This window comes from Streptomyces sp. NPDC050658, from assembly GCF_044457025.1.
Lineage (GTDB): Bacteria > Actinomycetota > Actinomycetes > Streptomycetales > Streptomycetaceae > Streptomyces.
Window position 1 is genome coordinate 221882 of sequence record NZ_JBITGM010000008.1, and the last position, 26855, is coordinate 248736.

The window sequence follows — 26855 nt, forward strand, 5'->3', positions numbered from 1 at the left end:
GCTGCGCGCTGTGGCCGCGCCTTCGGGGCACACCCTGCTACCGCGCGGCGCGCTCGTCCACCCCCCCCATTGCCCCAACTGAGTTTGAAATCAAGGTGATCGGGGAAGCCCGTGCAATTCGTCCGGAAGGCGATGTCACGTTCCAATCCGGCCAGATTCCCCTCGCGACTCAGATTCCGCCGCGATGACGCAGACGACGAGCGGGGCGGCACCCTTCCGGAAGGGTGCCGCCCCGCTCGCTCAGATCGTGTCAGTCCTCGGAGGAATCAGACGGTCCGGATTCCTCGCCGCTCTCCTCGTCCGAACCCGCGCCCGGCCCCGGCGGCCGCTTCGGCTTCGGGGGCGTGGTGCGCTCACCCGGGGTGGGACCACCGCCGCCGTCCCGCCGCCGCAGATAGCGCTCGAACTCGCGGGCGATGGCCTCGCCGGAGGCCTCCGGCAGCTCGGCCGTGTCCCTGGCCTCCTCAAGGGACTGGACGTACTCGGCGACCTCGCTGTCCTCGGCCGCCAGCTGGTCCACGCCCACCTGCCAGGCCCGCGCGTCCTCCGCGAGGTCGCCCAGCGGGATGCGCAGGTCGATCAGGTCCTCCAGACGGTTCAGGAGGGCGAGCGTGGCCTTCGGGTTCGGCGGCTGCGAGACATAGTGCGGGACCGCCGCCCAGAGGCTGACCGCCGGGACACCCGCGTGCGTGCACGCCTCCTGGAGGATGCCCACGATGCCCGTGGGGCCCTCGTACTTGGTCTCCTCCAGGTCCATGGTCCGCGCCAGGTCCGGGTCGGAGGTGACGCCGCTGACCGGGACGGGGCGGGTGTGCGGGGTGTCGCCGAGCAGCGCCCCCATGATGACCACCAGCTCCACGCCCAGCTCATGGGCGAAGCCCAGGATCTCGTTGCAGAACGAGCGCCAGCGCATCGACGGTTCGATCCCGCGCACCAGGACGAGGTCGCGCGGCTTCTCGCCGCCGACACGGACCACCGAGAGCCGGGTCGTCGGCCAGGTGATCTTGCGTACCCCGCCCTCCAGGAAGACCGTGGGACGGTTGACCTGGAAGTCGTAGTAGTCCTCGGCGTCCAGCGCCGCGAACACCTCGCCCTTCCACTCCTTGTCGAGATGCGCGACCGCGGTGGAGGCGGCGTCGCCGGCGTCGTTCCAGCCCTCGAACGCGGCCACCATGACCGGGTCGACCAGCTCGGGTACCCCCTCGAGCTCGATCACCCAGGCCTCCTTCCGACGTCCTTTAAGTACGCCCCAACCTTACGGCTTCCGGCCGGGCCGTCCGCAGCCCCCTCGCGCGGGCTTCGATGGGCGGATCACTGCCCCGCGCGGGGCCCGCGCACTCCTTCCGGAGCCGCCGGTTCACTTCCGCGGCGCGGGGCCCGCGGCTCACAGCGTCGAGCGCAGCCACTGCTCGACGCTCGCGATGTGCACCGTCGCCCAGGACCTGGCGGCCTCCGCGTCGCGGTCGCGCAGCGCGGTGAGGATCGCGCGGTGCTCGTGCAGGGTGCGGCTGACGGCGTCCTCCTGGGTGAGGCCGCGCCAGACGCGGGCCCGGGTGGTGGGTCCGGACAGGCCGTCCAGGAGCGAGCAGAGCACGGAGTTCCCGGCGGACTGCACGATGCCCCGGTGGAACTCCAGGTCGCTGGCGACCAGCTCCTCCACCGAAGGCTCCGCGCCGAGCGCGTCCAACTGGGCCGTCAGGGCGTCCAGTTCGGCCTCGGTGATGTGGACGCTCGCCATGGCCGTGGCCGCCGGTTCCAGGATGCGGCGCACCGCGAGGAACTCCAGGACCGTGTCGTCGCGGTGGAAGTCGACGACGAAGCTCAGTGCCTCAAGGAGCAGTTGCGGGTCCAGGCTCGTGACGTACGTGCCGTCGCCCTGGCGTACGTCGAGGATGCGGATCAGCGACAGGGCGCGCACCGCCTCCCGCAGCGAGTTGCGCGAAAGGCCCAGGTCGGCGGCGAGTTCACTCTCCTTGGGCAGCCGGTCTCCGGGGCGCAGCGCACCGGAGACGATCATGCCCTTGATCTTTTCGATGGCCTCGTCGGTGACAGCCATGGGGACCTCGTCTCGCAAGACTGGAAGACATCCGATGTATCGGGTGATTATGGCGTGTTCCAGGGCTCCCGCGCACGTGGGTCAGGCGAATATGTACATCTCTCAGGGCTAAGATTTCCGTACTGACCGCGGTACCGGGGAGAGGGAGGCTACGGCACATGGCCGGGAAGAAGTCGGCGGGGGCCCATCAGGACGCGGTCGCGTCGATCATCGAGGACTGGGCCAGGGAGCGCCCGGACCTCGACACCTCGCCCCTGGAGGTGCTCGCCCGGCTGCACCGCACCTTCCTGCGCTACAACACCCGGCTCACCACCGCCATAGAGCGGCACGGCCTCGCGGTCGCCGGATTCGACGTGCTGACCGCGCTGCGCAGGGCCGGGGCGCCCTACCGGCTCACCGCGGGCCAGCTCGCGGACTCCGGTCTGGTCTCGTCGGCCGGGGTGACCCTGCGCATCGACCGCCTTGAGAAGGACGGCCTCATCGTCCGGGAGCGGGACGCCGACGACCGCCGGGTCGTCTACTCACGCCTCACCGACGAGGGCCTCGCCAAGATCGACGAGGTGTTCGCCGAGCATCTCGACAACGAACGCCGGATGCTCGACGGACTCTCCCCGGCCGAGTGCCGCCAGCTGGCCCGCCTGATGTCCAAGCTGGAGCGGTCCATCACCGACTCCGACGGGGCTCACGAGGCGGACGCCTGAGCCTCCGCCGCCGCTCGGTACATCCGGCGCAGCCGCACCACGCCCAGATCGTGCTGGTACAGGTTCTCGCGCTGGTCGGCGTCGGCCGGCATGGCCTCCAGGATCGCCCGGTCCTGTTCGAGCACCTGCCAGTGCCGCTCCTCGATGAGCGTCTTGTAGAGGAAGCGCCAGGTGTCGCGCTGCCAGCCCTGGACGCGGCGGTAGCGCCAGAAGAAGACGCCGGTGCGGTTCTCGTCGACCGGGCAGACCATGCCGACGATCCCGAACGGGCCGCCGGGTCCGGCCGACGGCGGGTACGGAATGGTCAGGTCCACCCAGTCCACGCCGGTGCGGCACAGCTCCACCCAGTCGAAGTTGACGCCCCGCTGGTCGGTCTTCTCGAAGAAGTAGCCGCGCTCGGTCTCCCTGATGCGGAACTTGGCGGTCGTGTCGCCGTCGTACATCGTGTGCGACTCGTGGTGCAGGAACGCCCCGTGCATGGGGTCGAGGAGGTTCTCCACCGCGAACCGCCACGGTCCTTCCCACTCCGCGTAGCAGAGGATCGCGTCGACGTCCGGGTCGGTGAGCGGCTCCGGCAGCGTCAGTTCGGCCGGCTCCGGGTGCTCCTCGTCGCCGAAGTACGCGAGGATCGCGCCGCCGGTCTCCCGCACGGGCAGCGAGGCGACGAGCTTCTTGCCCTCCAGACTGCAGCCGGGCAGTCCGGGTACGGAGGAGACGGTGCCGTCCGTCTCGACCTCCACCCCGTGGTACCAGCAGGCCACCCGGTCGCCGAGATGTTTCCCGAGCGACAGGGGCGCCCCGCGGTGCGGACAGCGGTCGGCGAGCATCGACAGGGTGCCGTCCGAACGGCGGAAGAGCAGCCACTGCTCGCCGAGGGCGGTGACCTTGCGCATGGCGCCGGGGGCCACGAAGTCCGAGGGGACCACGGGGTGCCACTGGTTGCGCAGGCCCGTGGCGTAGATGTGGTCGGCGGAAGCGGTCAGGCTGGTCGTGGTCTTCATCGGGCTACGCTCCCAGTCGGTTCATCTCGGCGCGGAAGGACTGCTCGGTCCAGGCGGCACCGTCCGGCGCATGGACCTGACGGGCATTCAAGCCGCGTACGACGTCGGCGAGTTCGTGCCCGTCCTTGGTGAAGATCTCCTCCAGGGTGGCGGCGAGCCTGTACTCGTACGGGGTCGGCTCGTGCGCACGGGACTGGTGGACTTCCAGATACGGCCAGCTGGTGTTCGCGGTGGTCACTCTTGTCTCCCAGGGGGTTTACAGGTCGAGGACGAGACGGCCGGAGGCGCAGCGCGAGACGCAGATCATCATCGAGGCGTTCGCGGCGTGCTCGGCCTCGCTGAGCAGGAAGTCGCGGTGGTCGGGCGTGCCGTCGAGCACGCGGGTCTCGCAGCTGCCGCAGATGCCTTCCTGGCAGGAGCTGCTGACGGCTATGCCGGCCGCCTCGGCGGCCCGGAGGACCGAGGTGTCCTCGTCGACGGAGAGCGTCACGCCGGAGCGGCGGCACTCCACCTCGAACGCGGTCTCGTCGCCGGTCCGCTCCACGACGGGCGCGGCGAACCGCTCCACGCGCAGCCGCTCGGCGGGACAGAGCGCCTCCACGGCGGCGAGCAGCGGCTCCGGGCCGCAGCAGTACACCAGCGTTCCCTCGGGCAGCCCGCCGAGCGCGGCGGGCAGGTCGATGTGCCCGTGCTCGTCCTGCGGTACGACGGTCAAGTCGCCTCCCAGGGCCGCCAGTTCGCCGGTGAACGCCATGGAGTCGCGGGTCCGCCCGCCGTACACCATCCGCCAGTCGGCGCCGCGCCGGGCCGCCTCGCGGGCCATCGCGAGGAGCGGCGTGATGCCGATGCCACCCGCGACGAAGAGATAGCCGGGCGCCTCGTCCAGGGTGAAGTTGTTGCGCGGCCCGGACGTGGTGACCCGGCCGCCGGGCCGCAGCTTCGTGTGCACGTGCCGCGAACCACCGCGTGACGACGGCTCGTTGAGTACGCCGATCCGGTACGCGGAGACGTCACGCGGATCGCCGCAGAGGCTGTACTGGCGGACGTGGCCGCCGGTGTGCAGATCGACGTGGGCGCCCGGCGTCCAGGCCGGCAGCGGCTTGCCGTCCGGGTGGACGAGCTCGACGGAGAGGACTCCGTCCGCCTCCCAGGTCATCCGGCGTACCAGCAGATCGAGTTCGTTCTCTTCCATGGTGGTGTCCTCCTCACTGGCCGGGGATCTTGACGGGCGGGGTGAACGGGTTCTTCATCGGGCCGAGCGCGGCCAGGTCGACCTCGACGAGGGTCGGCCCGTCCGAGGCGACGGCGTGGCCGATCACCGGCTCCGCGTGCTCCTCGGCGGCGATCCGCGCGTAGGCCAACCCGCAGGCCCGCGCGAGGAGTTCGAAGTCGGGCGTGGCGAGGTCCACACCGGAGCGGCGCTCGCTGTAGCGGTCCTGCATGTTGCGGAGCACGCCGTAGCCGCCGTCGTTGAAGACGATCAGGGTGAGCCGGGGCTTCTCCTGGGCGAGCGTGAGGAGTTCGCCGAGGTGGACGGCGAGCCCGCCGTCGCCGGCCAGGACCACGGTCGGCGCGTCGGGCCTGGCGAGCGCGGCGCCGATGCCCATGCCCAGGCCCTGTCCGATGCCGCCGCCGCGCGGGAAGACGTTGTCGCGCGGGTCGTACATCTCCAGGAGCCGGTTGCCCCAGCTGCTGGACGGGATGGTGACATCGCGGGCGACGACCGCCTCGCGGGGCAGCGCGGCGCGGATGGCGTCGCAGATCGCGGCCTGGGGGCCGATGCTGTCGTGCAGCGTGGCGCGTACGTCCGCACGGACCCCGGCGATACGGCGCGTCCAGCTCTCCTCGGCCCGCCGGGCGTGCGGCAGCAGCGCGGCGATGACGTCGGGCGCGTGGCCGTGCAGGGCGTGCGCGGCCGGGTAGACGCGTCCGACGGCGTCCGCGTCGACATCGATCTGGATGTGCGCGGCGGGAATCCCGAGCCCGTAGTCGGCGGTCTCGTTGGACCGGAAGTGCGTGCCGACGGTCAGCAGCAGATCGGCGTCGGCGAGCAGGGCGCGCCCCGCCGGGGTGGTGGCGAAGTTCCCGACGACCAGAGGGTGGTCCTCGGGCACGGCCCCCCGCCCGGAGTTGGAGCTGAGCAGCCCCGCCCCCGTGGCATCGAGCAGCGCGGCCAGCTCGGCACGGGCCCGGGTGGCACCGCCGCCGGCCCAGATGAGGGGGCGCCGGGCGGTTGCCAACAGGGCGCACGCGCCCGCCAGTTCGTCTGCCGCGGGGACCGGACGTACCGGATCGGCAGCCTCTGCCGGTACGTCCGTCTGCGCCGCGTACTGGAGATCGATCGGCCACTCGACGCTCGCCGGGCCGCCCGGGTCGGTCAGGGCCGCGCGGGCCGCCTCGCGCAGGACGCGGCCCGCCTCGTCCGCCGACGGGACGGTGGCGGCGTACGCGGAGACGGCCCGGAGCATGCCGAGCTGGTCCTTGGTCTCGTGGATGAAGCCGCGGCCGCTGCCGAGGAACTCAGCTTCCACCTGCCCGGTGACGTGCAGCACGGAGGTGCCGGAGCTGAGCGCCTCGACCAGGGAGCCGGCCGCGTTGCCCGCGCCCGTGCCGGTCGAGGTGAGCGCGCAGCCGAGTGTGCCGCGGGCCCGGCCATAGGCGTCGGCCGCGTTCACGGCGGTCGCCTCGTGGCGGACCGGGACGAACCGCAGCTCCCGGTCGACGGCCTCGACCAGCGGCAGATTGTGCACGCTGACGATGCCGAAGACCGTGTCGACGCCGAGTTCGCGCAGGACGGCGACGAGGAGATCGCCTCCGGTGGCGTAATGCATGGGGAACTCCTCAGAGAATGCCGCGGCCGACGCCGCCGCAGACATCGATGCTGGTGCCGGTGGTGTACGAGGCGCGGGGCGAGAGCAGGGCGACGATCGCGTACGCGACCTCATCGGCCCGCCCGAGCCTGCCGAGCGCGATCCCGCGGTCGGCGGCCAGCTCGGCCTGCCAGTCCTCGTACGACATGCCGGAGTCGGCCGCCGCGTGCCTGCGGGTCCACTGGCCGGTGTCGATCAGGCCCAGGCAGACCGAGTTGACGCGGATGCCCTCGGGGGCGAGCTCCGCGGCCAGGGACTTGGAGAGGTTGAGGATGCCGGCGCGGGCGGCGCTCGTGGTGATGAGGCGGGGCTCGGGCTGCTTGGCGAGGACCGCGTTGACGTTGACGACGCTCGCCGCGTCCGACGCCGCGAGGTAGCGGCGGGCCGCGTGCAGCGGGTTGAGGACGCCGGAGAACTTCAGCTCCAGCTCGTCGCGCCAGTCCTCGGCGGTCGACTCGTCGAGACCCTTCATGCGGGACTGGCCCGCGTTGTTGACGAGCCCGTCGATGGAGCCGAACGTCTGTGCCGCGTGCCGCGTGAACTCCCGTACGGCATCCGCGTCGCGTACGTCGCACACCCCCGTGAGCAGCCGGTCGCCGCCGCCCAGCGAGGCCGCGGCCTTGCCGAGCCGCTCGGCGTCACGTCCGCAGGTGGCGACCCGCGCGCCCTCGTCGAGCAGGGCGCGGACCGTGGCCAGGCCGACGCCCGAGCTGCCGCCGGTGACCAGGACGGTCCGGTCGGCGAGGCCCAGATCCATGATTCATCGCTCCTGTACGTCAGTTCATGGTGAAGCCGCCGTTGACGGCGACCACTTGTCCGGTGAGATAGCGGGACTCCTCGGAGAGGAGGAAGGAGACGAGGCCGACCAGGTCGTCCGGCTGCTGCGGGCGGGAGATCGCCCGGTTGCCCCGGTACAGGTCGTGCCGCTCGGCCGGGACCGTCTCGGTGGCCTCGCACTCGGTGAGTCCCGGCGCCACCGCGTTCACGGTGATCCCCCGCTCTCCCGACTCCCGTGCCATCGCCCGGGTCAGCGCGATGACCGCGCCCTTGGAGGCGATGTAGTGCGCGAGCCGGGGCGATCCGTAGAGGGCCGCGTCGGACGCGATGTTCACGATCCGGCCGGGTGAGCCGAAGAGCGGGTGCAGGGCCTTGGAGACCAGCCAGGGGCCGCGGGCGTTGACCGCCATCAGGCGGTCCCACACCTCGACGTCGATGTCCTGGAACTCCTTGCCGCCCACGCCGTTGGCGAGCGCCGCGTTGTTGACCAGGCCGTACAGCGACCCCAAGTCCCGTACAGCGTCCGCCAGTTCATCGACCGATGCGGGATCGGCCACGTCGCACCGCACGAAGTGCGCGTCGAGCCCGTCGGCCCGCAGCCCCGCGGCGGCGGCCTCGCCGCGCGCGGGGTCCACCTCGGCGACGACGACCCGGAAGCCGTCCTCGCCGGCCCGGCGGGCCATGGCCAGTCCCAGGCCACGGCCCGCCCCGGTGACCACGACCGTGCGGACGTCAGTCACGGGTGACGCCGTGCATCGGCGAGTGCTCGGGGTACGTCGGCACCTGCGGCTTCCGGGTGCCGATGACGACGCAGAACAGCGCGTCCGTGTCGCCCTCGTTCTTCAGGGAACGGGCCACGCCGGCCGGCACGACGATCATGTCGCGGTAGCCGAGCGTGCGGTACTCCACCTCGTCGGCGCCGCGGTGGATGCCCACCTTGACCTGGCCCTCCAGGACGAAGAAGGCCTCCTCGACGTCGTGGTGGGTGTGCTCGGGGCCCTCGGCGCCGGGCGGGAGCAGCATGTTGGAGAAGGTGAAGCCGCCGGACGGGATGATCCGGCTGTCGCCCTCGTGGTTGCCGGTCGCGCCGGAACCGACGTACCGGATCTGCCCGCGGCGGTACTGCGGGCCCGCCTTCTCCTGGAAGGAGAGCGTGTCGAAGTCCGCGACGCGGGACTCCTTGGTGGCGATCAGCGAGTCGGTGTACTTGCCGAGGTCGCCGCCGTTGTCGTACTCGGTGGTGGTCAGAGGCATGGCGGGGCTCCAGTTCAGAGGTGTTCGGGGATACGGGCGGTGATGCGGAGGTGGGAGAGGACCCAGGCGTTGAAGGCCTCGGGGCGCTCCTGGTTCGCCAGGTGACCGGCGTCCTTGACGATCACGTAGGCGGTCTTGTGCAGGGCACCGGCGATGTCCTGCGAGGCCTCGATGCCGGTGACCCGGTCCTGGTCGCCGCAGAGGACGAGGGAGGGCGCGGAGAGCGAGGGGAGCTCGGGGCGCAGATCGGCCGCGGCCATGGACTCGGCGGCGTACCCGTAGCCGGGCAGTCGCACGGCCGCGGCCATGGTGTCGACGACCCGCCGGACCAGCTCCGGCGGTGCGTCCGGCGAGACGAGCCGGGGCCCGCGCCGCTCGGCGAACGCCCGCGGCCCCAGCTCGGCCAGCTCGGCGGCCCGCTGCCGCATGGCGGCGGCCTTCGCCGGGTCGGTGCCGGAACCGGCGCTGGAGTCCGCGACGATCAGCGAGTCGACGAGGTCCGGATGGCGGGCGGCGAGCCGCAGCGCGATCACTCCGCCCCAGGAGACGCCGAGGACGTGGGCGCTGGCGCCGTGTTCCCGGATGACGGCTGCCGCCGCGTCCGCGAACCCGTCGAGGTCCAACGGCCCTTCGGGGTCGGGCGACTTGGCGTATCCGGGAGCGTCCCAGGCCAGGACGCGCAGGTACGAGGAGAGCTCGGCGAGCTGCGGCGCGAAGGCGGCGGACGAGGAGCCGATGCCGTGCAGGCAGAGCAGCAGCGGACCGGTGGAGCCCGCCTCCTCCACATGAAGGGCCGTCACAGGATCTGCCCCGTCCGCCCGGCCAGCGCCGCGAGGCTGCGCAGCACCGCGTACGGCACGACCTGGCTGGTCGCCGGGTTGCCGGGGTCGGGCAGATGCGCGACCTCGAAGCGGTAGGCCCCGTGCGGTCCCGAGGCCTCGACGACATGCCGGGTGCGCTGTGCCCCCGGATCCGCGACGACCCGGACCCGCACAGCGTCCAGGTCGCCGACGGCCAGGGCGACCGACGCCGCGACGTTCGTCGACTTGGGGAACTTCACCGGTACGTCGCGCGCGGTGCCGGACATGACCTCGACCGGACCGGTCGCCGTCCGCAGCCGGGACAGCAACTCCTCGTCCATCCACGGCTGTTCGAGGGTAGAAGGCAGCTTGGTGGTGGTGAGCCCGACCTCGTCGAGCGGGCCGAGGGAGCGCACGGCCTGGAGCAGGTCGAGCCCGCCGACGGCGCCCCCGGTGAAGTACACCCGGCCGGGGCCGGCGGCGAGCAGCCGTTTGGCCAGCTCCTCGTCGGTCAGCGCGCCGGTCGACGCGACCAGCAGATCGGTCCCGGAGGCGAGCACGCGCTCACCCCATTCGCGTACGACACCCTGGCCCGCCGCCTCGACGATCAGATCGCAGCGTTCCATGGCCTCGTCGAAGGAGACCTGCGGTGCCGGGGCGCTCTCGCCGAGCGGACGGTTGTCGACCAGGCAGGTCAACTCGGCGCCGGGGACGCGCTGTTCGGCGAGCGCCGTGCCGACGACGCGGCCGATCGCACCCCAGCCGACGATGCCGACCTTGCGCACATGGCGTACGGCGCTCATGCGTGGACCTCCAGCGGTTCGGGGGAGTGGAGCGGGCCGGGGTCCGGCGAGCCCGCCATGTGGCAGCGGATCTCCTTCGACGGCGGACCGGCCGTCCCCCACAGGTCGGAAAGATCGGGCACGCGCCGCCAGACCCGCGCGATCCACTGGTCCTCGACGATCTGCGCGACCTCGGAGGTGTACTCGCAGACGAGCCCGGAGGGATCGGTGAAGTAGGAGAAGGTGTTGTTGCCGGGGCCGTGGCGTCCCGGACCCCACTGCGGGTTGATGCCGTGGTGCCGCAGCCGCCCCAGGCCCCGCATGAAGTGGTCGACCGAACTCATCTCGTACGCCACGTGGTTGAGCGATGCCCACTCGGCCTGGTTGAAGGCGATGCAGTGGTGGTCGGCGTTGCAGCGCAGGAACGCCATCTGGTGCTCGGACCAGTCGGAGACGCGAAGCCCGAGGACGTCGCGGTAGAAGGCGACGGCGGCGTCGATGTCCGTCGTGTTCAGGACCGCGTGCGTGACGCCGACCGGCACGGCGCCGTCCCGGCCGCGCGGCGCGACCGCCTCGACCTCGGCGCTGATCTCGACGAGGCGGTGCTCGGGGTCGGTGAAGCGCAGGCCGTAGCCGCCGCCGACCTGGTCCAGCGGGCCTGGCCCGGCGACGGGTGTGATGCCGCGGGCGAGCAGCCGCCGCGCCGCCTCGTCGACCTCGGCGGGCGTGGCCACGGCGAAGGAGATCCGGCCGAGCCCGGTGCGGTCGGCGCGGGTGAGCTGGAGGGCGTGGTGCTCGGCTCCGGTGCCGCGCAGCCAGGCGGCGGTGCCGCGCTCGGACTCGACGGTCTCCAGGCCCCAGACCTCCTGGTAGAAGTCGGCGGCCTCGGTGAAGGAGGGGGTGAGCAGTTCGACGGAGCGCAGGGCGCGCAGCCGTGCGACGGGGGGTTGGGGCATGACCTTCTCCAGAGGTGCGGGGATTAGTTGGCCCAGGGGAGCGGGGCGTCGGAGGTGCCCCAGTACAGGGACTTCTGGCGCTGGTAGGCGCGGATGCCGTCGCGGCCCTTCTCCCGGCCGAGACCGCTCTCCTTCATGCCGCCGAAGGGCGTGGCGATGCTGAACTGCTTGTACGTGTTGATCCAAACGGTGCCCGCGTCGACGCGGCGCGCGATCCGCCAGGCGGCCCGGTGGTCGCGGGTCCAGATGCCGCAGGCGAGGCCGTAGACGCTGTCGTTGGCCTGGCACACGAGGTCGTCCTCGTCGTCGAAGGGCAGCGCGACCAGGACGGGTCCGAAGATCTCCTCCTGGCAGGTGCGGGAGGTGTTGGGCAGACCGTCCAGGACGGTCGGCAGGTAGTACGCCCCGTCCTGGTACTCGGCGCCTTCCGGGACGGAGCCTCCGCAGAGCACACGCGCCCCTTCCGCCCGAGCGAGATCGACGTACGCGGCGACGGAGTCCCGGTGCTTGTGGTGGACCATCGGCGCGACCTGGGTGCCGGGGTCGGTGCCGGGCCCGACCCGCAGCTTCCGCGCGCGCTCGACCAGCTCCCCCACGAACTCGGCGTACAGCTCGCGCGCCACGAAGAGCCGCGAGCCCGCGATGCAGGACTGGCCGCTGGAGGAGAACACCCCGAACAGCACGCCGGCCAGCGCCTGTTCGACGTCGGCGTCGGTGAGGACGACCGTGGGCGACTTGCCGCCCAGCTCCAGCGAGAGGGGCATCAGCTTCTCGGCGGCCGCGTGGGCGAGCGTGCGTCCGGTGCTGGTGCCGCCGGTGAAGGTGACCTTGCCGACGCGCGGATCGCGCACGATGGCATCGCCGACGATGCTGCCGCGGCCCGGCAGGACCGACAACAGCCCTGCGGGCAGGCCGAGTTCGTCGAGTGCGCGGGAGACGATCCGGCCGAGCGCGAGGGAGACGAGCGGGGTCCACTCGGCGGGCTTGAGCAGCACCGCGTTGCCGCCCGCGAGCGCCGGGGCGAGCTTCTGGGCGTCGCTGGCGACGGGGGAGTTCCAGGGGTTGATCGCGCCGACGACTCCGATCGGCTCGTGCACGCTCATCGTGACGTAGTCGCCGCGCGAGGGCGTGAGGGCCTCCTCGGAGGTCTCCAGGGCGGCGGCCGTGTAGCGGAAGGTGCCGGCGGCGCTGGCGACCAGGGCGCGGGTCTCGGTGAGCGCCTTGCCGGTGTCGGCGGTCTGCAGGGCGGCCAGGTCGTCCGCGGACTCGTCGATCAGCTCGGCGACGCGGTGCAGGAGCAGGGCGCGCCGGTGGGGGAGGAGGTGCCGCCAACGCGGGTCGGCGGCGGCCCGCGCAGCTTCCTCCGCGGCCTCGGCGACCTCGTCGGGGGTGACCGCGTGCACGGTGGCGATGGCGCGGCCCGTCGCCGGGTCGACGGTGTCGACGGGGGCGCCCGCGCCGCGCCGCCACCGGCCCGCGATGAGGGCTTCGTCGGCTGGGATGCGGGGCATGGGGGCCTCCTTGCGTGCGGGATCCGGGCTGAACCACGCGGCGTGCCACGGCAGTTCCGAATGCTCGTCGGTGAGCGGGGCGCGGACCGGACCGCTCGGCGATCCGATCCGCAACTCGGTAAGTGCTAGAAATCTAAGGGCTTAAATATCTGAAACGCAAGACCCGATCGTGACCGTTCCTCGACGATTTCCCCTGCGGAGACTCTTGACGGCCTCCGGTGTCCGGACGGTACAACTTAAGCGCTTAGAAACTTTGCGCTTACTTGCTCCTCGGCCCGAGTTTCCCCAGACTCCGAGGGCCGAGGCGATCTCTCCCCGCTCGTCCCCGCCATCGCCCCCTCAGCAGCGGAGTACCCGCATGACGATCGACGCCTCCCCGGACCATGCGGTCCGGGCCTCCATAGCCGCCCGCTTCGAACGGCTCCCCCTGTGCCGCTGGCACGTCACCGTCCGGCTCATCGTCGGCGCGGTCACCTTCTTCGAGGCCTTCGACCAGCTCCTGATCGCCTACGCGCTGCCGCAGCTGCGCGAGGAGTGGGACCTCAGCACGTCCGCCGCGACGCTGCTGCTCACCGTCGGCTCGATCGGCATGCTGGTCGGGGCGCTGCTCTCGGGGCGGCTCGCGGACCGGATCGGCCGGGTGAAGGTCATCGCGCTGTGCGTGGCGGTGTCCAGCGCGGCGAACCTGGCGCTGTCGGTGGCGACGTCCCCGGAGATGTTCATGGGCCTGCGGTTCATCCAGGGCCTGGCGATCGGCGGCGAGGTCCCCGTCGCGGCCACCTTCATCGCCGAGATCACCCGCAGCCACAAGCGGGGCCGCTTCGTGCTCCTCTACGAGCTGGTGTTCCCGGCGGGGCTGACGGTGGGCGCGCTGGTCGCGGCCTGGGTGGTGCCGATCCTGGGCTGGCGGTGGATGTACGCCATCGCGGCGCTGCCGGGGCTGCTCTGCATCCTCGTACAGCGCAAGGTGCCGGAGTCGCCGCGGTGGCTGGCGGATCACGGAAGGGTGGACGAGGCGGCATCGGTGATGTCCGGCATCGAGGCGGAGGTCGAGCGGATCACGGCGAAGCCGTTGCCGCCCGTGCCTCAGGCGCTGCCGGTGGCGGCGCCCGGAGAGGCGGCTTCGGGGCTGCGGGGCCTGTTCACGGGCCGCTACCGCCGCCGCACGCTCGTCGTCGGCGTCCTCTGGTTCACGGGCTACTTCGTCAACTACGGCATCACGTCCTGGCTCCCGACGATCTACCAGAACCGCTACGACCTCTCCCTCTCGGACGCGCTCCTCTACTCCACGGTGACGTCCTGCGCGGGCCTGCTGGGCTGTCTCGTCGCTGCCCTGACGGTCGACCTGGCCGGCCGCCGCAGGGTCATCGCGGGCTGCCTGGGCGGGGCGGCGGCGATGCTGCTGGCCCTCGCGTTCCTCGGCGCGGGCACGCCGGTCCAGGTCCTGGTGTGGACGTCGCTCGCGGCGGTCTTCTTCTTCGGCTCCAACATCTGCCTGTACCTCTACACCCCGGAACTCTTCCCCACCCGCATGCGGGCGCTGGGCAGCAGCGTGGGCGGCGCGATGAACCGCCTGGGCGTGATCCTCGGCCCGATCGTGGTGGGCGTCGTCTACGCGGGCGGCAACATCTCCACGGTGTTCGTGATGCTGGGAGCGGTGGCCCTGGCGGGTTCGGCGGTGGCTGCGGTGGCGGCGGAGGAGACGGCGGGGCGAAGGCTGGAGGAGGTCTCGCCGTAGGGGGGGCGGTCCGGGTTCGCCTGCGACGGGCTTCTTCCCTTCCGGCTGCCGCCGGTCGCGCGATTGCCTTGGACCCCGTCTCCACGGGGGCGGGACCGCTACCCCGCCGCTGCCCCGCCCCTCCGCGCCGGATCTTTCCCACCCACCGACCCGATCACCCCGAACCTGCCAAGGACCCCGGGAACGGGCAGGCGGCACGCCAATCCGGCTGTGGCACAGCGACCGGCGATGGTGAGCGCACCGCACGGGGTGGGTGGGCTGTCGCCGGGTAATCGGGCGGGTGGGTGGGATAGTTCCGCCGCGGAGCGGCGGCGCAGGCATGGAGCCGCAGCTGGCGATGGTGAGCGCACCGGACAGGTCGGGTGGGCTGTCGCCGGGTAATCGGGCGGGTGGGTGGGAAAGATCCGCCGCGGAGCGGCGGCGCAGGCACGGCGCCGCAGCCCACGACGGCGAACGCGCAGGAGCCGAGCCGCCCCGTGGGGCAACCCGGAAGCACCCCCGCAGCCGCCCCCGTGGGGCAACCCCGCACCGCCGCAGCCGCCCCCGTGGGGCAACCCGCACCCCCGCAGCCGCCCCCGCGGGGCAACCCGCACCCCCGCAGCCGCCCCCGTGGGGCAACCCGCACCCCCGCAGCCGCCCCCGCGAGGCAACCCCGCAGCCGCTACCCGAACCGCTCGATGCGGATCCGGTCCACCGGCTGGCCCCCCGCCACCAGCAACCGCGACGCATGCTCCGCGAAGCCGTTGGAGCCGCAGACATACGCCTCCCAGCCCTCCGCAGGGGGCGAGTCAAGCAGCGGGGCCAGGTGGGACGCGTTCAGGCGGCCCTCCGTGCCCGTCAGCACCGCTCGCGTCTCATCGCCGTACTCATCCGCATAGATGAGATCAGCGGACGTCCGCGCCGAGACGATCAGCCTCAGCGGGACGTCGAGGCCCGCATCCCGCCGGTGCCGCAGCATCGACATCAGCGGGACCACCCCGGAGCCCGCGCCGAGGAGCAGGGCCGGGCGGTCGCCGGGCCATGCGAAGAAGCCGGACAGCGGGCCCCGCACCTCGACCACGTCGCCGACACGGGCCACCGTGTGCAGGTGGCCGGAGACCTCGCCGCCCGGCACGTGGTCGAGGGTCAGCTCGATCTCACCGGACGCCGCCGCCAGCTCCGGCGCCGAGGCGATGGAGTAGTGGCGCTGGGCGACATAGCCGTCCGGCGCCGTCAGCCGGAGCATCAGGTGCTGGCCCGGCAGATGCCCCTGCCAGTCGGGAACCCGGAGCCGGAACGTCGAGGCGGCAGGCGTCTCGCGGCGGATCTCGACGACCGTCGCCCGCTGCCAGAGTGCCGCCGCCCGATTGCTCACGGCGATCCGGCCGGGCACGGCGAACCGCGTGGGGGGTACGAACGCGGGGGGTACGAAGGTGTCAGTCACCGGAGTAGCGCTCCTCCCGCCAGGGATTGCCCCGGTGGTGATAGCCGTTCTGTTCCCAGAAGCCCGGCTCGTCGTGGTCGAGGAGCCGCAGCCCCGCGATCCACTTCGCGCTCTTCCAGAAGTACAGGTGGGGGACGATCAGCCGGGCCGGGCCGCCGTGCTCGGGAGGCAGCGGGCCGTCCCCGTACTCCCAGACGATCCACGCCTTGCCGTCCGTCACGTCGGACAGCGGCAGGTTCGTGGTGTAACCGGTGTGCGAGTACGCCACGACATGGCTCGCCTCCGGACGCGGCCCCGCCTCCGCGAGGAACGCGTCCAGGCTCACCCCGCCGAACCGCACCCCGAACTTGGACCAGCTGGTCACACAGTGGATGTCGCCCCGGTACTCGGACCCGGGCAGCGCGTGCGCCTCGTCCCACGTCCAGGTGCGCGGGGACGTGACGAGCCCGTCCACGCGGAACGTCCAGTCCTGCGGCGTCAGCGCGGGCGTCACCTCGGCGGAGAGGACCGGCCAGCCGTCCGCCGCGTCGTACTGTCCGGGCGGCAGCCGGGGATCGCGGTCGGCGGCGCGGGCGCGCCCGGTGAAGCCGCGGGTGGGTTGGTGGGTCATATGGTGCTTGCCACTTCGATGGTGCTGTTGGTGTCAGGAGCCCCCGCCGCGTCCTGAAGGGCACGCAGCACGGACACCTCGTCCAGCGTACGCAGCACCCGGTCCCGCATCAGGATCCGGCCGTCGACGACCGTGTCGCGGACGTCCGACGACGCGGCGCTGTACGCCAGCATCGACCACGGGTCGTGCCGGGGCGTGAGGTGCGGCCGGCCGAGGTCGAGGACGATCAGGTCCGCGCGCTTGCCCGGTTCGAGCGAGCCGAGCCGGTCGCCGAGGCCGAGCGCCCGCGCCGACTCGATGGTCGCCATGCGGACCGCCTGCTCCGCGCCGACCGCCGTCGGATCGCCGCCCGCCTTGTGCACGAGCGCCGCGACGTTCACGGCGCCGAGCAGGTCGAGCGTGTTGGAGCTGACCGCGCCGTCCGTGCCGAGGCCGACCGTGACGCCCGCTTCGAGCAGATCGGGTACGCGGGCTATGCCGCAGCCCAGCTTCAGGTTCGATACGGGGCAGTGGGCGACCGCCGTACCGGTGCGGGCGATCGCCGCTATCTCCGCGTCCGTGAGGTCCACGGCGTGGGCCAGGAGCGTGTCCGGACCCAGCACGCCCAGCGAGTCCAGCAGCTCCACGGGCCGCATGCCGTGCTGCTCGACGACCGCCGCCACCTCGCCCGCGTTCTCCGCCGCGTGGATGTGAAGCAGGGCCCCGTGCTCGCGGGCCAGCGCCGTGATCGCCGTCAGCTGCTCGGGCCCCAGGGTGTACGCGGAGTGCGCGAAGAGCACCGGGCGCCTGCCCGGCGCCGGGGCGCGCGCGGCGAGGTCGGCCGCCGCCCAGCCGAGCCGGTCGGCGTACGGGCGGCCGTCCGGCGGTTCCGGTACGTCCATGAAGGTGGGGCCGGTCAGCAGCCGCCACCCGGCGTCCCGCGCCACCGCTTCGGCCGCCTCGTGGAACCAGTACATGTCGAGCGCGGTCGTGACCCCGCCGCGCACCGACTCGGCGATCGCGCCCCGCATGCCCGCCGTCACCGTCCGGGGCGACAGCCGCGCCGCCTCGGCCGGGATGACCCGCTCCAGGAAGCCCTGCAGCGTGACGTCGTCGGCGATGCCCCGGAACAGCGTCATCGCGAGATGCGTGTGCGTGTTGATCAGGCCGGGCAGCACCAGGCATCCCGCGGCGTCCAGCTCGTCCGCCGCCGCGTACGTCGCGCGAAGCCGCTCGGCGGGGCCGACCTCGACGATCTTCCCGTCGCGTACGGCGACGGCGCCGTCCGGCACGACGGTGCCGGCCGCGTCGACGGTCAGGACGTCGCCGCCGTGGACCAGGAGATCCACGGAGCCGCCCCGGTCCTGGGCCGGCAGGTCAGTGGGGTGCATCGGTTCCGTTCTCCGTGATCTTCGTCGGCCTGGGGACAGACGGCGCGCGGCTCAGTGTTCGGTGCCGGCCAGCAGGCGCAACGCGTCCAAGGTTATCCGGGCGCCCCGGTCGACCCCGTCGGCGACCACGTTCCGGTGCGGGTTGTAGCCACCGGTCGCCTCCTCGTCGACCAGCTCGTCCGCGTTCGCGCCGTCCACGACGAGCGCGCCGCCCGCGACCAGGCCGTGCGTCGAGGCGAAGACAAGCAGCGCGCTCAGCTCCATCTCGATCGCCGCGATCCCGGCGGCGGCGTACGCCTCGCCCGGCAGCGGCAGGAAGCCCGGCTGGAACGCGGCCCGCGTCCACACCACGCCCCGGTGGTGCGGGGCGTCGGCGGCCCGCGCCGCCCGCTGGAGCGCGAGCACCGCCTCCGGGGTCGAGAACGCCGGGTACTCGGCGGGGATCAGCTGCCCCGTCACACCGTCGTCGCGCACCGCCGCGTCGGCGATCACCAGGTCGCCGTCGCCGATGCCGGGGCGGATCGCACCGGCCGTGCCGAGCCGCAGGATGGTGCTGACGCCCGCATCGGCCAGCTCCTGGAAGAGCAGGATCGCGCCGGGGGCGCCGACGCCGTGCGAGGCGACGACCACGGGGGTGCCCTGCCAGCTGCCGGTGAAGGTGCGGTACTCGCGGTGGTACGACACCTCCTTCGCGTCGGTCAGGAGGTCCGCGACGGCCGCCGCACGGGCCGGGTCGCCGACGACGACCGCGTGGGCGGGCAGCCCGGTGCGGGGGACGCGGGTGATGGGCAGGGTGTCAGTGCTGTCGGGGGGTGACGTCGTCATGCGGGTGCTCCAACCGAAGGCTTGCGGCGGCGCCTGCGCGCCGTGGACAGGAAGAGGGCGACCAGGGTCACCACGTACGGAGCGGCGTCGGTCGCCTGCTGCGGCATGCCGAGCCCCTGCAGCCGGAAACCGACGGCCTCCGCGATGCCGAACAGCAGCCCCGCGAGCAGCACGCCCAGCGGCAGGGCGCGGCCCAGCATGACGGCGACCACGGCGATCCAGCCCCGGCCCGCCGTCATGTTCTCGGAGAACAACGTGACGTTGCCGAGGGCGAGTTGGGCTCCCGCGAGCCCGCACAGGACGCCCGACGTCAGGACGGCGGCGTACTGATACTTCGCCGGACTGACCCCCAGCGTCGCCGCCGCGTCGGGCGCCTCGCCGACGCCGCGCAGGCGCAGCCCCCAGGGGTGCCGGGCGAGGAACACCGCGGCCACGGCGACGGCGGCCCAGGAGAGGTACACGAGGGCGGAGTGCCCGGAGAAGACGGCGCCCACGAACGGGATGTCGATGCCGCCGAGCCCGGCGAGATCAGGGTCGGAGAAGGTGCCCTGCACCCCGAAGACCGTACGCAGCAGGAAGCCGGTGAGGCCCACGGCGAGCAGGTTGAGCGCGACGCCGAGCACGACGGCGTCCCCGCGCAGACTGATCGTCCCGACGGCCAGGATCATCGAGTACGCCGCCGACGCGAGGGCCGCGAACGCCACCCCCAGCCAGGCGCTTCCGGTGAACCAGCTGCCCGCGACGCCGCTGAAGCAGCCGATCAGCATCATGCCTTCGAGGCCGATGTTGAACACGCCGGCCCGCTCGCAGATCGCGCCGCCGAGCGCGGCGAGCAGGATCGGGGTGAGGGCGAGCAGCGCGGAGTGGAACAGGGCGGAGTCGACGCTCATCGCACGCTCACTTCCTTCGGGGAGTCCTCGGTGCCGCTCGGCTGCTTCTTGCGGGCCCGGCGCCAGGTCAGGTTCAGCCGGGCGGCGAGGAAGACGATGACGACGGCCTGAAGGACCTGGGTCAGCTCGCGCGGCACGTCCGTGGTCCGCTCCATGGCGAGCCCGCCCACTTCGAGCGCCGCGAAGAACAGCGCGGCGAGTGCGGTCCCGATGGGCGCGGCGGCGGCGAGCAGCGCCGCGGTGAGCCCGGTCCAGGTGTGTCCGGCCGCGGTGAGCGAACCGTCGATGAACCGGTACGGGAAGCTGAGCACGCCGATCGCGCCGACCAGGCCCGCGACGGCGCCGGACAGTGCCATCAGACGCAGCGTCAGCTTCGGCCGGTCGACACCGGCGTAGGCGGCGAAGCGCGGGTTGAGCCCCGTCATGCGGATCTCGTAGCCGGTGGCGGTGCGGGCGTCGGCGAAGGCGTACACGGCGGCCGCGACGGCCACGAGGACGAGCCCGACGGTGACGGTCGACGCCCCGAAGGCGGGCAGCTCGACCCCGTCCGGCAGCCGCCGGGTCTGCGGCAGGCTGGACCCTTCCTCCTTGAGCGGGAAGCGCGCGAGATACGAGGCGAAGGACATCGCCGGATACCCGAGCAGCAGACTGCTGACGAGCAGCGGTACGCCGAACCGGTTCTGGCACACGGCGGCGAGCGCGGCGTACGCGGCACCGGCCGCCATCCCCGCGAGCAGCGCGGCGACGACGGTGAGCGGCGCGGGCAGCGGCGAGTAGAGCCCCGTCGCGGCGGCCGCGATCCCGCCGAGCACCAACTGCCCGTCCCCGCCGAGGTTCAGGAGCCCGGCCCGCATCGGGATCGCGAGCGCGACGGCGAGCCCGAGGATGCTGGTCCCGGTGGTCAGCGTGGACCCGATCCCGTCGGGCCCGAGCGCCCCGTTGACGACGGAGCCGTACGCCCCGATGGGATCGGCCCCGGTCCCGACCAGGAAGAGCGCGCCGACGAGCACGGCGGCGATCACGGAGTGCAGCGCGGGCGCACGCAGCACGCGCGCGCCGAGTGATCCCACGTTGCCGGGAGATTGCGTCTCGGCGGCCATGTCAGGGGGCCTCCTTCACGGGGGCGGAGTCGTCGCTCTCGCGGGGAGGCGGGACGGGGGTGCCGGAACCGGCGGCCGGGGGACCGGAGCTGGGCAGGCCTGCGCTTTCGCCGTCTGCCGGGCTGCCGGTGTCGCTGGTGGGCGGTCCGGCTTCGGCTGCCGTGCCCGCGTCATCCGCATCGCTCGGGCGACGTTCCCGCGCCGCGGCGCCGCCCGCCATCGCGAGCCCCAGGGTCCGTTCGTCCGCTTCCTCACGCGCGTACTCCGCGGCGACCCCGCCCTCGTACATCACCAGGACACGGTCCGACAGGCCCCGGATCTCGCTGAGTTCGGCGGAGACCAGGAGGATCGCGTGACCCGCGTCGCGGTGCGCGATCAGCTGGTCGTGGATGGTCTGGATGGCGCCGATGTCGACGCCTCGGGTGGGCTGCTCGACGATCAACAGCGGTGATTCATGGGCCAGTTCGCGGCCGATGACCAGCTTCTGGAGGTTGCCGCCGGACAGCGAGCCCGCCGGGTGGCGCGGCGATGCCGCCTTGATGCCGAAGCGGTCGATCAGGCCGCGCGCGTGCTCGCGGAGCCAGGCCGGGCGCAGCAGGCCGTGGCCCCGGTGGTGGCCCATGGCCAGGTTCTCCGCGATCGTCGCCGCCGGCGCGGTGCCGACCGCCGTGCGGTCCTCGGGGACGTACGCCAGACCCGCCGCACGGCGGCCCGCCGCCGTCGCGTCCGTGATGTCCTGCCCGGAGAGTTCGATCCGTCCGGCGGCGATCGGGCGCAGGCCCGTCACCGCCTCGATCAGCTCGGACTGGCCGTTGCCCGCGACGCCCGCGATGCCGACGATCTCGCCGGCGCGGACGGTGAGCGAGACGTCCCGCACGGAGTCCGTGCGCAGCCCGGTCACGGTGAGGACATCGCCGCCCGGCGTGCCCGACGCGTGCACCCGGTCGAGTTCGACCGCGCGCCCCGTCATCGCCGCCGCGATCCCGTCCGCCGTCGTGTCGGACGTCCGCATGCGCGCCGCGACCCGGCCGTCCCGCAGGACCGTCACCGCGTCGCTGCCCTCCATCACCTCGCGCAGCTTGTGCGTGACGAGGAGGACCGTGCGGCCGTCGTCCGCGAGGGAGCGCAGGACACCGAACAGGGCGTCCGCCTCCGCCGGGGTCAGCACCGCCGTCGGCTCGTCGAGGATCAGCGTACGGGCGCCCCGGTAGAGCAGCTTGAGGATCTCCACGCGCTGGCGCACGCCCACCGGCAGGTCCCCGACCTTCGCCGTCGGGTCCACCGCGAGCCCGTGCTCCTCGGCGAGCGCGCCGACCCGCCGCACCGCCGCCGCCCGGTCCGTCAGACCGAAGCGGCGCGGCTCGGCGGCGTACACGACGTTCTCCGCGACCGTGAAGGACGGGAAGAGCTTGAAGCTCTGGTGCACCATGCCGAGCCCGGCCGCGATCGCCTCGCTCGGGCTGCCGAACGCCACCTCGCGCCCGTCGAGCAGGATCTGCCCGGCGTCCGGCCGAAGGAGGCCGTACAGCACGGACATCAGGGTCGACTTGCCCGCGCCGTTCTCGCCCATCAGGGCGTGGATCTCACCGCGCGCGACGGTCAGGTCCACCCGGTCGTTGGCGAGCGTGCCGGGGAACTCCTTGGTGATGCCCCGGAGTTCGACGGCGGGTGCGTCGGGCGTCACGGCTGCGGCCGACTCAGGCCGCGGGGTCATTGACCTTCAGCTTCCCGGCGACGATGTCGTCCCGCAGCGACTCGACGCGCTTCAGCACGTCCTTGTGGTCCGCGATCAGGCACTTGGAGTCCGCGAGACCCGGCTCCAGGCCGGTCAGCGACATGCCGCCCTCCTTCAGGCCGTACGACACCGTGGTGCCGCCCTTGCCCTTCAGGATCTGCGAGATGCCCTTCTCGACGGCGACATCGGTCTTCTTCAGTACGTTGTCGACGACGACCCCGGGGCTGGTCAGGCACTGGTTGGCGTCCACGCCGTACGCCTGGAAGCCGCCGGACTTCGCGGCCTGGAATACGCCCGTGTTGCCGCCCGCGGCAGCCGCCATCACCTGGTCGGCGCCGCCCGAACCGAGCGTCGCCGCCTGGTCCTTGGCGCGCGCGGCGTCATTGAACGGCGACTGCCCGCCCACGAACAGCGTGCGGGACTTGGCCTTGGGCTCGACCTTCTTCGCACCGGCCGCGAACGGCTCGCTGTAGCGCCGGAACTGCAGGGTGTCGAGGACGTCGACCGCGCCCACCTTCTTGCTCTTGGTGAGCAGCCCGGCCTCCGCGCCCGCGAGGTAGACCGCCTCATGCTCCCGGAAGACCGCGCAGGTGACGTTCTTGTACGCCTTCTTCGTGCACGCGTCGACGAGCAGGAACTGCTGCTTGGGGTGCGCCTCGGCCTGCTGCGCCGCGATGTCGGCGAACTCGAAGCCGACCAGGGCGATGACGTCGGGCCCGGAGTCCACCGCCGACTGCACGTTCTGCTGCCGCGAGGACGTGTCGCTGCTCTGGAAGACCTTCGGCGTCCCGGCGCCCTCGGCCTTCGCCGCCGACTTCACACCGGCGACGGCCAGCTTGAGGAACTCGTTCTGGGCCACCGGGTCCGGCGTGATGAGCGTGAACGCCTTGTCGCCCTTGTCGTCGGATCCGCCCTTGTCGGCGGCGGCGTTGCAGCCGGTGGCCAGGAAGACGGCGGCTGCGGCCGCGGCGCCGATTCTGAGGGACGTACGCGTGGGGATGGAGAGGGACATAGGGGAGCGCCTTCTCGAAGGTGCCTGGTGGGCCCAGGCGGTGGCGGGGAAGCGGACGGTGCGGAGCGGCGCCGCTCAGCGGCGGCAGGAGCGACAGGAGCGACAGCGGCACATTCGGCGGCCGTCGGCGGCCACGGCGGGGCGGCACATGACGTCCGTGCCGTTCTTTCCGGCGTCGTACATGGCTGTCCTCCTCGCACCGTGGGGGGTCCGTCCTGGGTGGCGGTGAGGGTAACACCGGATTTCGGACAGCCGCACGAACGTCTCGAAATATGGTTCGAGCGGGTCGGGTACGGTGACGGCACCCCTCCCCGCATGGCCTGAATCGCCCCTATTTCCCCGGAGTTGACCACCATGACCAGCCAGGATCTGCGCGCCGTCACATGGCAGGCGGCCGCGGAGGGCGGCACCGCCCAGTCCCTCCCGCTCATCTCCCTCATCGACCAGACCGCGCTGCCGCACGCCCTGAACCGGCTCGACGTGACGACGGTCGACGAGCTGATCGACGCCATCGTCCGCCTGGTGGTCCGCGGCGCCCCAGCGATCGGCGCCGCAGGCGGATACGGCGTCGCGCTCGCCATGGCGCAGGGCGAGCGCGAGGGCTGGGACCGGGCGCGCCTGGACGCGGAGGTGGCCCGCGTGCGGGCGGCACGGCCGACCGCCGTGAACCTGATGGTGTGCGTGGACCGGGTCGCGGCGCGGATCGACGAGGGGCCCGCGGCGGTGCTCGCCGAGGCGGACGCCGTCGTCCGGGAGGACCTGGAGGCGAACCACGCGATGGGCGCGTTCGGCGCCGACTGGCTCCTGAAGCGGATCCCCGACGCGGGGGAGTGCCCGCTGCGGATCCTCACCCACTGCAACACGGGCGCGCTGGCCACGGCGGGCTGGGGCACGGCACTCGGCGTGATCCGCGAACTCCACGGGCGTGGGCGCCTGGAGACCGTGTACGCCGACGAGACCCGCCCCCTGCTGCAGGGCGCGCGGCTCACCGCGTGGGAGCTGGCGCAGGAGGGGATACCGCACTTCGTCCAGGCGGACGGCGCGGCGGCCGGGACGATCCTGCGCGGCGAGGTGGACGCGGCGATCGTCGGCGCCGACCGGATAGCGGCGAACGGCGACACGGCGAACAAGGTCGGCACGGTCGCGGTCGCCCTGGCGTGCGCGCACGCCGGCATCCCGTTCATGGTGGCGGCCCCGACGACGACGGTGGACGTCGCCACGGCGACGGGAGCGGACATCCACATCGAACTGCGCGACGAGGCAGAGGTGTTGGAGTGGGCGGGCATCCGCACGACCCCCGCGTCCTCGCGCGGCCACAACCCCGCGTTCGACGTGACACCGGGTTCGCTGGTGAGCGCGCTGGTGACGGAGCGGGGCGTACTCGAGGTGTCGGCGGGGGAGTTGCCGGGGGGCGGGCTGTAGGAGGAACGCCAGGGCTCCGGAGGCCGAACCCCCGGAGCCCTGCGCGCCTGATCCCGAAGGGCCGTCTCAGCCCCGCGTCAGCTCCAGTTCAAGGAGCCACTCCACGACCTCCGTGCGATGGCGCGCCTCGCGAGGGTCCGCGCCCCACACGTAGATCCCGTGCCCGGCGACCACCACCGCCGGCATCCCCGGCTGAAGTGCCGCCTCCAGCCGGTCCCCCAGCACCGTCATGTCCTGGCTGTTCTCGATGACCGGCAGCGTCACCTCCACCTCGTGCGTGCCGTGCCCGAGCCCCTTCAGCATCTCCAGGTCCCGGAACACCACACCGCCCGGCTTCCGGTGCCCCATGGCCACCGAGGCCACCGTGTGGACGTGGACGACCGCCCCGGCCCCGGTCAGCCGGGCCACCCGCGCGTGCAGCGCCGCCTCGGCCGAGGGACGGCCCGGACCCAGCGCCGAACCGGACTCGTCCGTCAACACCACGTCCGCGGACGTCAGTTCACCCTTGTCCCGGCCACTGGCGGTCACCGCGAGCTGCAGCGGCGTACGCGAAAGGACCACGGACAGGTTCCCGGACGTGCCCCGCATCCAGCCGAACGAGGCGAACCGCGCCGCCTCGGCGGCCAGGGCGGCGCCCGCCTCCTCCAGGTCGAGCTCAGTGGTCCCGCTCATGCCGTGCTCCTCGCGACTGAAACAGTGATCTCGTCGAAGGCGGACGCCTCCGGATGCCCGCCGACCCCGGCGGCGAAGTACGGCTCACCGGCCCGCCGGACGCCCACCGTCCGCCACCCGGCCTCCCGCGCCGCGTCCAGCTCGCCGAGCCGGTCGGAGAGGAAGAGGGTGCGCCCGGCGGGCACGTCGATCGCCGCCGAGATGGCCCGGTAGGAGTCCGGCTGCTGCTTCGGGCCCGCGTTCTCGGTGTCGTAGAAGCCGCCGACGAGGTCGAGCAGGGACCCCTCCGGCGAGTACGTGAACCAGGCGCGCTGCGCCGCCACCGAACCCGACGAGTACACGTGGAGCCGCACCCCGTCGGCGGCCCAGCCGCGCAGCACCCCGATCACCTCCGGGTAGAAGTGCGAGACCAGCTCGCCGCGCGCGAAACCCTCCGCCCAGAGGATCCCCTGAAGGGTCTTCAGCGGCGTCGCCTTGCGGTCCTCGTCCACCCAGCCGTGCAGGATCTGCTCGATCCGTCCCGCGTCGGCATCCGGCTCACCGGAAAGCTCCCGCACCTGCGCGACCGCCCGCGCGACCTCCGGCTCCGCACCCCGTGAGCCGAGCAGCGCCCCGAAGCGTTCACGCGCGTACGGGTACAGCACGTCCACCACGAACCCCGTGGCGCTCGTGGTGCCCTCGATGTCGAGCACCACGGCGTCCACGGCGAACCCCGAACCAGAACTCACGCGGCGTACCCCGCGTGGATCGCGTCGAAGTCCGGGAAGCGGTCGGCGATCGGGCTCCCCGTGAAGTTGCCGATCCAGCCGTCCTCCTCGTGGAAGAAGCGGATCGCCGTGAACGCGGGGGACGTGCCCATGTCGAACCAGTGCGTCGTGCCGCGCGGCACCCCGAGCAGGTCGCCCTTCTCGCAGTACACCGCGTGCACCTCACCGCCGACGTGGAGGTAGAAGATGCCGGCGCCCGCGACGAAGAACCGCACCTCGTCATCGTCGTCGTGCGTGTGCTCGGCGAGGAACTTCTGCCGGGCCGCCTTCGCCTTCTCGGGCCACTCGGGGTCGTCGCTGGGGTGCAGCGCCACCACGTCGACCGTCTGGAAGCCCTCTTCGGCGTTGAGCCGGTCGATCTCCGTGCGGTACGCCGCGAAGACCGTGTCGCTGTCCGCGTCGGCCGGTACGTCCTCGCGCACCGGCCACTGTTCGTAGCGCACGCCGACGGGGGCGAGCGCGGCGGCGATCTCGGCGGGGTCCGACGTACGGCGTACGACGGTCTCGGTGCCGGACTCCGGCCACGTCGTCAGGAGAGTCATTGATCACTCCAGGGCAGGTCAGGTCAGGTATGTCTTCGGAT

27 protein-coding genes are annotated in these 26855 nt (G+C 72.6%); 3 read left to right on the top strand and 24 right to left on the bottom strand.

Features of this window, described 5'->3' with window-relative positions; translation table 11 throughout:
• Positions 1 to 250: 250 nt before the first annotated feature.
• Both ACIBKX_RS27050 and ACIBKX_RS27055 read right to left on the bottom strand, forming a co-directional pair.
• Entirely contained in the window at positions 251 to 1216 is a 966-nt protein-coding gene (locus ACIBKX_RS27050) for a PAC2 family protein (RefSeq protein ID WP_363274236.1), read from the bottom strand.
• Between the two features lie 168 nt (positions 1217 to 1384).
• Entirely contained in the window at positions 1385 to 2056 is a 672-nt protein-coding gene (locus ACIBKX_RS27055; protein ID WP_363274237.1) for a FadR/GntR family transcriptional regulator, read from the bottom strand.
• A 158-nt stretch (positions 2057 to 2214) separates the two neighbouring features.
• On the opposite strand from ACIBKX_RS27055, the gene ACIBKX_RS27060 reads away from it, so the two are divergent.
• Positions 2215 to 2757: a MarR family transcriptional regulator gene (locus ACIBKX_RS27060; RefSeq protein ID WP_363274238.1), complete on the top strand. Its 543-nt coding sequence runs from the start codon at positions 2215 to 2217 to the stop codon at positions 2755 to 2757.
• On the opposite strand, the gene ACIBKX_RS27065 is transcribed toward ACIBKX_RS27060, so the two are convergent.
• Genes ACIBKX_RS27065 through ACIBKX_RS27115 form a run of 11 tightly spaced genes read right to left on the bottom strand, consistent with a single transcriptional unit; the run spans position 2739 to position 12708 of the window.
• Entirely contained in the window at positions 2739 to 3758 is a 1020-nt protein-coding gene (locus ACIBKX_RS27065; protein ID WP_363274239.1) for an aromatic ring-hydroxylating dioxygenase subunit alpha, read from the bottom strand. The genes ACIBKX_RS27060 and ACIBKX_RS27065 overlap by 19 nt on opposite strands.
• A gap of 4 nt (positions 3759 to 3762) precedes the next feature.
• Entirely contained in the window at positions 3763 to 3996 is a 234-nt protein-coding gene (locus ACIBKX_RS27070) for a recombinase-like helix-turn-helix domain-containing protein (protein ID WP_363274241.1), read from the bottom strand.
• Positions 3997 to 4014: 18 nt separating this feature from the next.
• Complete coding sequence (locus ACIBKX_RS27075; protein WP_363274242.1) at positions 4015 to 4950, bottom strand: PDR/VanB family oxidoreductase; 936 nt, start codon at positions 4948 to 4950, stop codon at positions 4015 to 4017.
• A gap of 13 nt (positions 4951 to 4963) precedes the next feature.
• Positions 4964 to 6589, bottom strand: coding sequence for a thiamine pyrophosphate-binding protein (locus tag ACIBKX_RS27080; protein ID WP_363274243.1), 1626 nt, complete (start codon positions 6587 to 6589; stop codon positions 4964 to 4966).
• 10 nt (positions 6590 to 6599) lie between these two features.
• Positions 6600 to 7385 (bottom strand): SDR family oxidoreductase, encoded by a 786-nt coding sequence (locus ACIBKX_RS27085; RefSeq protein ID WP_363274244.1) that lies wholly within the window; start codon positions 7383 to 7385, stop codon positions 6600 to 6602.
• A gap of 19 nt (positions 7386 to 7404) precedes the next feature.
• Positions 7405 to 8145 carry an SDR family oxidoreductase gene (locus ACIBKX_RS27090; protein WP_363274246.1) on the bottom strand — a complete coding sequence of 247 codons (741 nt, stop codon included), beginning with the start codon at positions 8143 to 8145 and terminating at the stop codon, positions 7405 to 7407.
• Positions 8138 to 8659 carry a cupin domain-containing protein gene (locus tag ACIBKX_RS27095; RefSeq protein ID WP_363274247.1) on the bottom strand — a complete coding sequence of 174 codons (522 nt, stop codon included), beginning with the start codon at positions 8657 to 8659 and terminating at the stop codon, positions 8138 to 8140. The genes ACIBKX_RS27090 and ACIBKX_RS27095 overlap by 8 nt, the downstream gene beginning before the upstream one ends.
• A 14-nt stretch (positions 8660 to 8673) precedes the next feature.
• Positions 8674 to 9459, bottom strand: a complete 786-nt coding sequence (locus ACIBKX_RS27100; RefSeq protein WP_363274248.1) for an alpha/beta hydrolase — start codon at positions 9457 to 9459, stop codon at positions 8674 to 8676.
• Entirely contained in the window at positions 9456 to 10262 is an 807-nt protein-coding gene (locus ACIBKX_RS27105) for an aspartate dehydrogenase domain-containing protein (RefSeq protein WP_363274249.1), read from the bottom strand. The genes ACIBKX_RS27100 and ACIBKX_RS27105 overlap by 4 nt, the downstream gene beginning before the upstream one ends.
• Complete coding sequence (locus tag ACIBKX_RS27110; RefSeq protein WP_363274250.1) at positions 10259 to 11197, bottom strand: VOC family protein; 939 nt, start codon at positions 11195 to 11197, stop codon at positions 10259 to 10261. The genes ACIBKX_RS27105 and ACIBKX_RS27110 overlap by 4 nt, the downstream gene beginning before the upstream one ends.
• A gap of 23 nt (positions 11198 to 11220) precedes the next feature.
• Entirely contained in the window at positions 11221 to 12708 is a 1488-nt protein-coding gene (locus ACIBKX_RS27115; RefSeq protein ID WP_363274251.1) for an aldehyde dehydrogenase, read from the bottom strand.
• 358 nt (positions 12709 to 13066) lie between these two features.
• Here ACIBKX_RS27115 and ACIBKX_RS27120 point away from each other — a divergent pair, with 358 nt between their 5' ends.
• On the top strand, positions 13067 to 14446 hold the full coding sequence (locus tag ACIBKX_RS27120; RefSeq protein WP_363274252.1) for an MFS transporter: 1380 nt from the start codon (positions 13067 to 13069) through the stop codon (positions 14444 to 14446).
• 661 nt (positions 14447 to 15107) lie between these two features.
• Here the strand turns inward: ACIBKX_RS27120 and ACIBKX_RS27125 are convergent.
• Genes ACIBKX_RS27125 through ACIBKX_RS27160 form a run of 8 tightly spaced genes read right to left on the bottom strand, consistent with a single transcriptional unit; the run spans position 15108 to position 23411 of the window.
• Complete coding sequence (locus ACIBKX_RS27125; RefSeq protein ID WP_363274253.1) at positions 15108 to 15869, bottom strand: ferredoxin reductase; 762 nt, start codon at positions 15867 to 15869, stop codon at positions 15108 to 15110.
• Positions 15862 to 16479 (bottom strand): sulfite oxidase-like oxidoreductase, encoded by a 618-nt coding sequence (locus ACIBKX_RS27130; RefSeq protein ID WP_363274254.1) that lies wholly within the window; start codon positions 16477 to 16479, stop codon positions 15862 to 15864. Before ACIBKX_RS27130 ends, ACIBKX_RS27125 begins: the two co-directional genes overlap by 8 nt.
• Complete coding sequence (locus ACIBKX_RS27135) at positions 16476 to 17849, bottom strand: amidohydrolase (RefSeq protein ID WP_363274255.1); 1374 nt, start codon at positions 17847 to 17849, stop codon at positions 16476 to 16478. Before ACIBKX_RS27135 ends, ACIBKX_RS27130 begins: the two co-directional genes overlap by 4 nt.
• A gap of 51 nt (positions 17850 to 17900) precedes the next feature.
• Complete coding sequence (locus ACIBKX_RS27140) at positions 17901 to 18674, bottom strand: purine-nucleoside phosphorylase (protein ID WP_363274256.1); 774 nt, start codon at positions 18672 to 18674, stop codon at positions 17901 to 17903.
• Entirely contained in the window at positions 18671 to 19564 is an 894-nt protein-coding gene (locus tag ACIBKX_RS27145; RefSeq protein WP_363274257.1) for an ABC transporter permease, read from the bottom strand. The genes ACIBKX_RS27140 and ACIBKX_RS27145 overlap by 4 nt, the downstream gene beginning before the upstream one ends.
• Positions 19561 to 20664 carry an ABC transporter permease gene (locus tag ACIBKX_RS27150; RefSeq protein WP_363274259.1) on the bottom strand — a complete coding sequence of 368 codons (1104 nt, stop codon included), beginning with the start codon at positions 20662 to 20664 and terminating at the stop codon, positions 19561 to 19563. The genes ACIBKX_RS27145 and ACIBKX_RS27150 overlap by 4 nt, the downstream gene beginning before the upstream one ends.
• 1 nt (position 20665) lies before the next feature.
• Positions 20666 to 22378: an ATP-binding cassette domain-containing protein gene (locus ACIBKX_RS27155; RefSeq protein WP_363274260.1), complete on the bottom strand. Its 1713-nt coding sequence runs from the start codon at positions 22376 to 22378 to the stop codon at positions 20666 to 20668.
• Complete coding sequence (locus ACIBKX_RS27160) at positions 22362 to 23411, bottom strand: BMP family ABC transporter substrate-binding protein (RefSeq protein WP_363274262.1); 1050 nt, start codon at positions 23409 to 23411, stop codon at positions 22362 to 22364. The genes ACIBKX_RS27155 and ACIBKX_RS27160 overlap by 17 nt, the downstream gene beginning before the upstream one ends.
• 354 nt (positions 23412 to 23765) lie before the next feature.
• On the opposite strand from ACIBKX_RS27160, the gene mtnA reads away from it, so the two are divergent.
• The gene (gene mtnA, locus ACIBKX_RS27165) at positions 23766 to 24833 is read left to right on the top strand and encodes an S-methyl-5-thioribose-1-phosphate isomerase (RefSeq protein ID WP_363274263.1); all 1068 of its coding nucleotides are present in this window, start codon (positions 23766 to 23768) and stop codon (positions 24831 to 24833) included.
• Between the two features lie 66 nt (positions 24834 to 24899).
• Here mtnA and mtnB read toward each other — a convergent pair whose 3' ends face one another.
• The 3 genes from mtnB to ACIBKX_RS27180 are packed head-to-tail and all read right to left on the bottom strand — an operon-like array spanning position 24900 to position 26814.
• A complete protein-coding gene (mtnB, locus tag ACIBKX_RS27170) occupies positions 24900 to 25505 on the bottom strand; it encodes a methylthioribulose 1-phosphate dehydratase (RefSeq protein WP_363274265.1) in 606 nt (201 codons plus the stop codon).
• Positions 25502 to 26233 carry an acireductone synthase gene (mtnC, locus tag ACIBKX_RS27175; RefSeq protein WP_363274266.1) on the bottom strand — a complete coding sequence of 244 codons (732 nt, stop codon included), beginning with the start codon at positions 26231 to 26233 and terminating at the stop codon, positions 25502 to 25504. The genes mtnB and mtnC overlap by 4 nt, the downstream gene beginning before the upstream one ends.
• Entirely contained in the window at positions 26230 to 26814 is a 585-nt protein-coding gene (locus ACIBKX_RS27180) for a cupin (RefSeq protein WP_363274268.1), read from the bottom strand. Before ACIBKX_RS27180 ends, mtnC begins: the two co-directional genes overlap by 4 nt.
• Between the last annotated feature and the right edge of the window lie 41 nt (positions 26815 to 26855).

Coding starts and splice junctions, on each gene's coding strand:
- ACIBKX_RS27095 (WP_363274247.1), bottom strand. CDS start 8,659: ATGCCTCTGACCACCACCGAGTACGACAACGGCGGCGACCTCGGCAAG.
- ACIBKX_RS27055 (WP_363274237.1), bottom strand. CDS start 2,056: ATGGCTGTCACCGACGAGGCCATCGAAAAGATCAAGGGCATGATCGTC.
- ACIBKX_RS27110 (WP_363274250.1), bottom strand. CDS start 11,197: ATGCCCCAACCCCCCGTCGCACGGCTGCGCGCCCTGCGCTCCGTCGAA.
- ACIBKX_RS27060 (WP_363274238.1), top strand. CDS start 2,215: ATGGCCGGGAAGAAGTCGGCGGGGGCCCATCAGGACGCGGTCGCGTCG.
- ACIBKX_RS27155 (WP_363274260.1), bottom strand. CDS start 22,378: ATGACCCCGCGGCCTGAGTCGGCCGCAGCCGTGACGCCCGACGCACCC.
- ACIBKX_RS27080 (WP_363274243.1), bottom strand. CDS start 6,589: ATGCATTACGCCACCGGAGGCGATCTCCTCGTCGCCGTCCTGCGCGAA.
- ACIBKX_RS27105 (WP_363274249.1), bottom strand. CDS start 10,262: ATGAGCGCCGTACGCCATGTGCGCAAGGTCGGCATCGTCGGCTGGGGT.
- ACIBKX_RS27085 (WP_363274244.1), bottom strand. CDS start 7,385: ATGGATCTGGGCCTCGCCGACCGGACCGTCCTGGTCACCGGCGGCAGC.
- ACIBKX_RS27150 (WP_363274259.1), bottom strand. CDS start 20,664: ATGGCCGCCGAGACGCAATCTCCCGGCAACGTGGGATCACTCGGCGCG.
- ACIBKX_RS27145 (WP_363274257.1), bottom strand. CDS start 19,564: ATGAGCGTCGACTCCGCCCTGTTCCACTCCGCGCTGCTCGCCCTCACC.
- mtnA (WP_363274263.1), top strand. CDS start 23,766: ATGACCAGCCAGGATCTGCGCGCCGTCACATGGCAGGCGGCCGCGGAG.
- ACIBKX_RS27180 (WP_363274268.1), bottom strand. CDS start 26,814: ATGACTCTCCTGACGACGTGGCCGGAGTCCGGCACCGAGACCGTCGTA.
- ACIBKX_RS27160 (WP_363274262.1), bottom strand. CDS start 23,411: ATGTCCCTCTCCATCCCCACGCGTACGTCCCTCAGAATCGGCGCCGCG.
- mtnB (WP_363274265.1), bottom strand. CDS start 25,505: ATGAGCGGGACCACTGAGCTCGACCTGGAGGAGGCGGGCGCCGCCCTG.
- ACIBKX_RS27065 (WP_363274239.1), bottom strand. CDS start 3,758: ATGAAGACCACGACCAGCCTGACCGCTTCCGCCGACCACATCTACGCC.
- ACIBKX_RS27140 (WP_363274256.1), bottom strand. CDS start 18,674: ATGACGACGTCACCCCCCGACAGCACTGACACCCTGCCCATCACCCGC.
- ACIBKX_RS27115 (WP_363274251.1), bottom strand. CDS start 12,708: ATGCCCCGCATCCCAGCCGACGAAGCCCTCATCGCGGGCCGGTGGCGG.
- ACIBKX_RS27120 (WP_363274252.1), top strand. CDS start 13,067: ATGACGATCGACGCCTCCCCGGACCATGCGGTCCGGGCCTCCATAGCC.
- ACIBKX_RS27130 (WP_363274254.1), bottom strand. CDS start 16,479: ATGACCCACCAACCCACCCGCGGCTTCACCGGGCGCGCCCGCGCCGCC.
- ACIBKX_RS27075 (WP_363274242.1), bottom strand. CDS start 4,950: ATGGAAGAGAACGAACTCGATCTGCTGGTACGCCGGATGACCTGGGAG.
- ACIBKX_RS27135 (WP_363274255.1), bottom strand. CDS start 17,849: ATGCACCCCACTGACCTGCCGGCCCAGGACCGGGGCGGCTCCGTGGAT.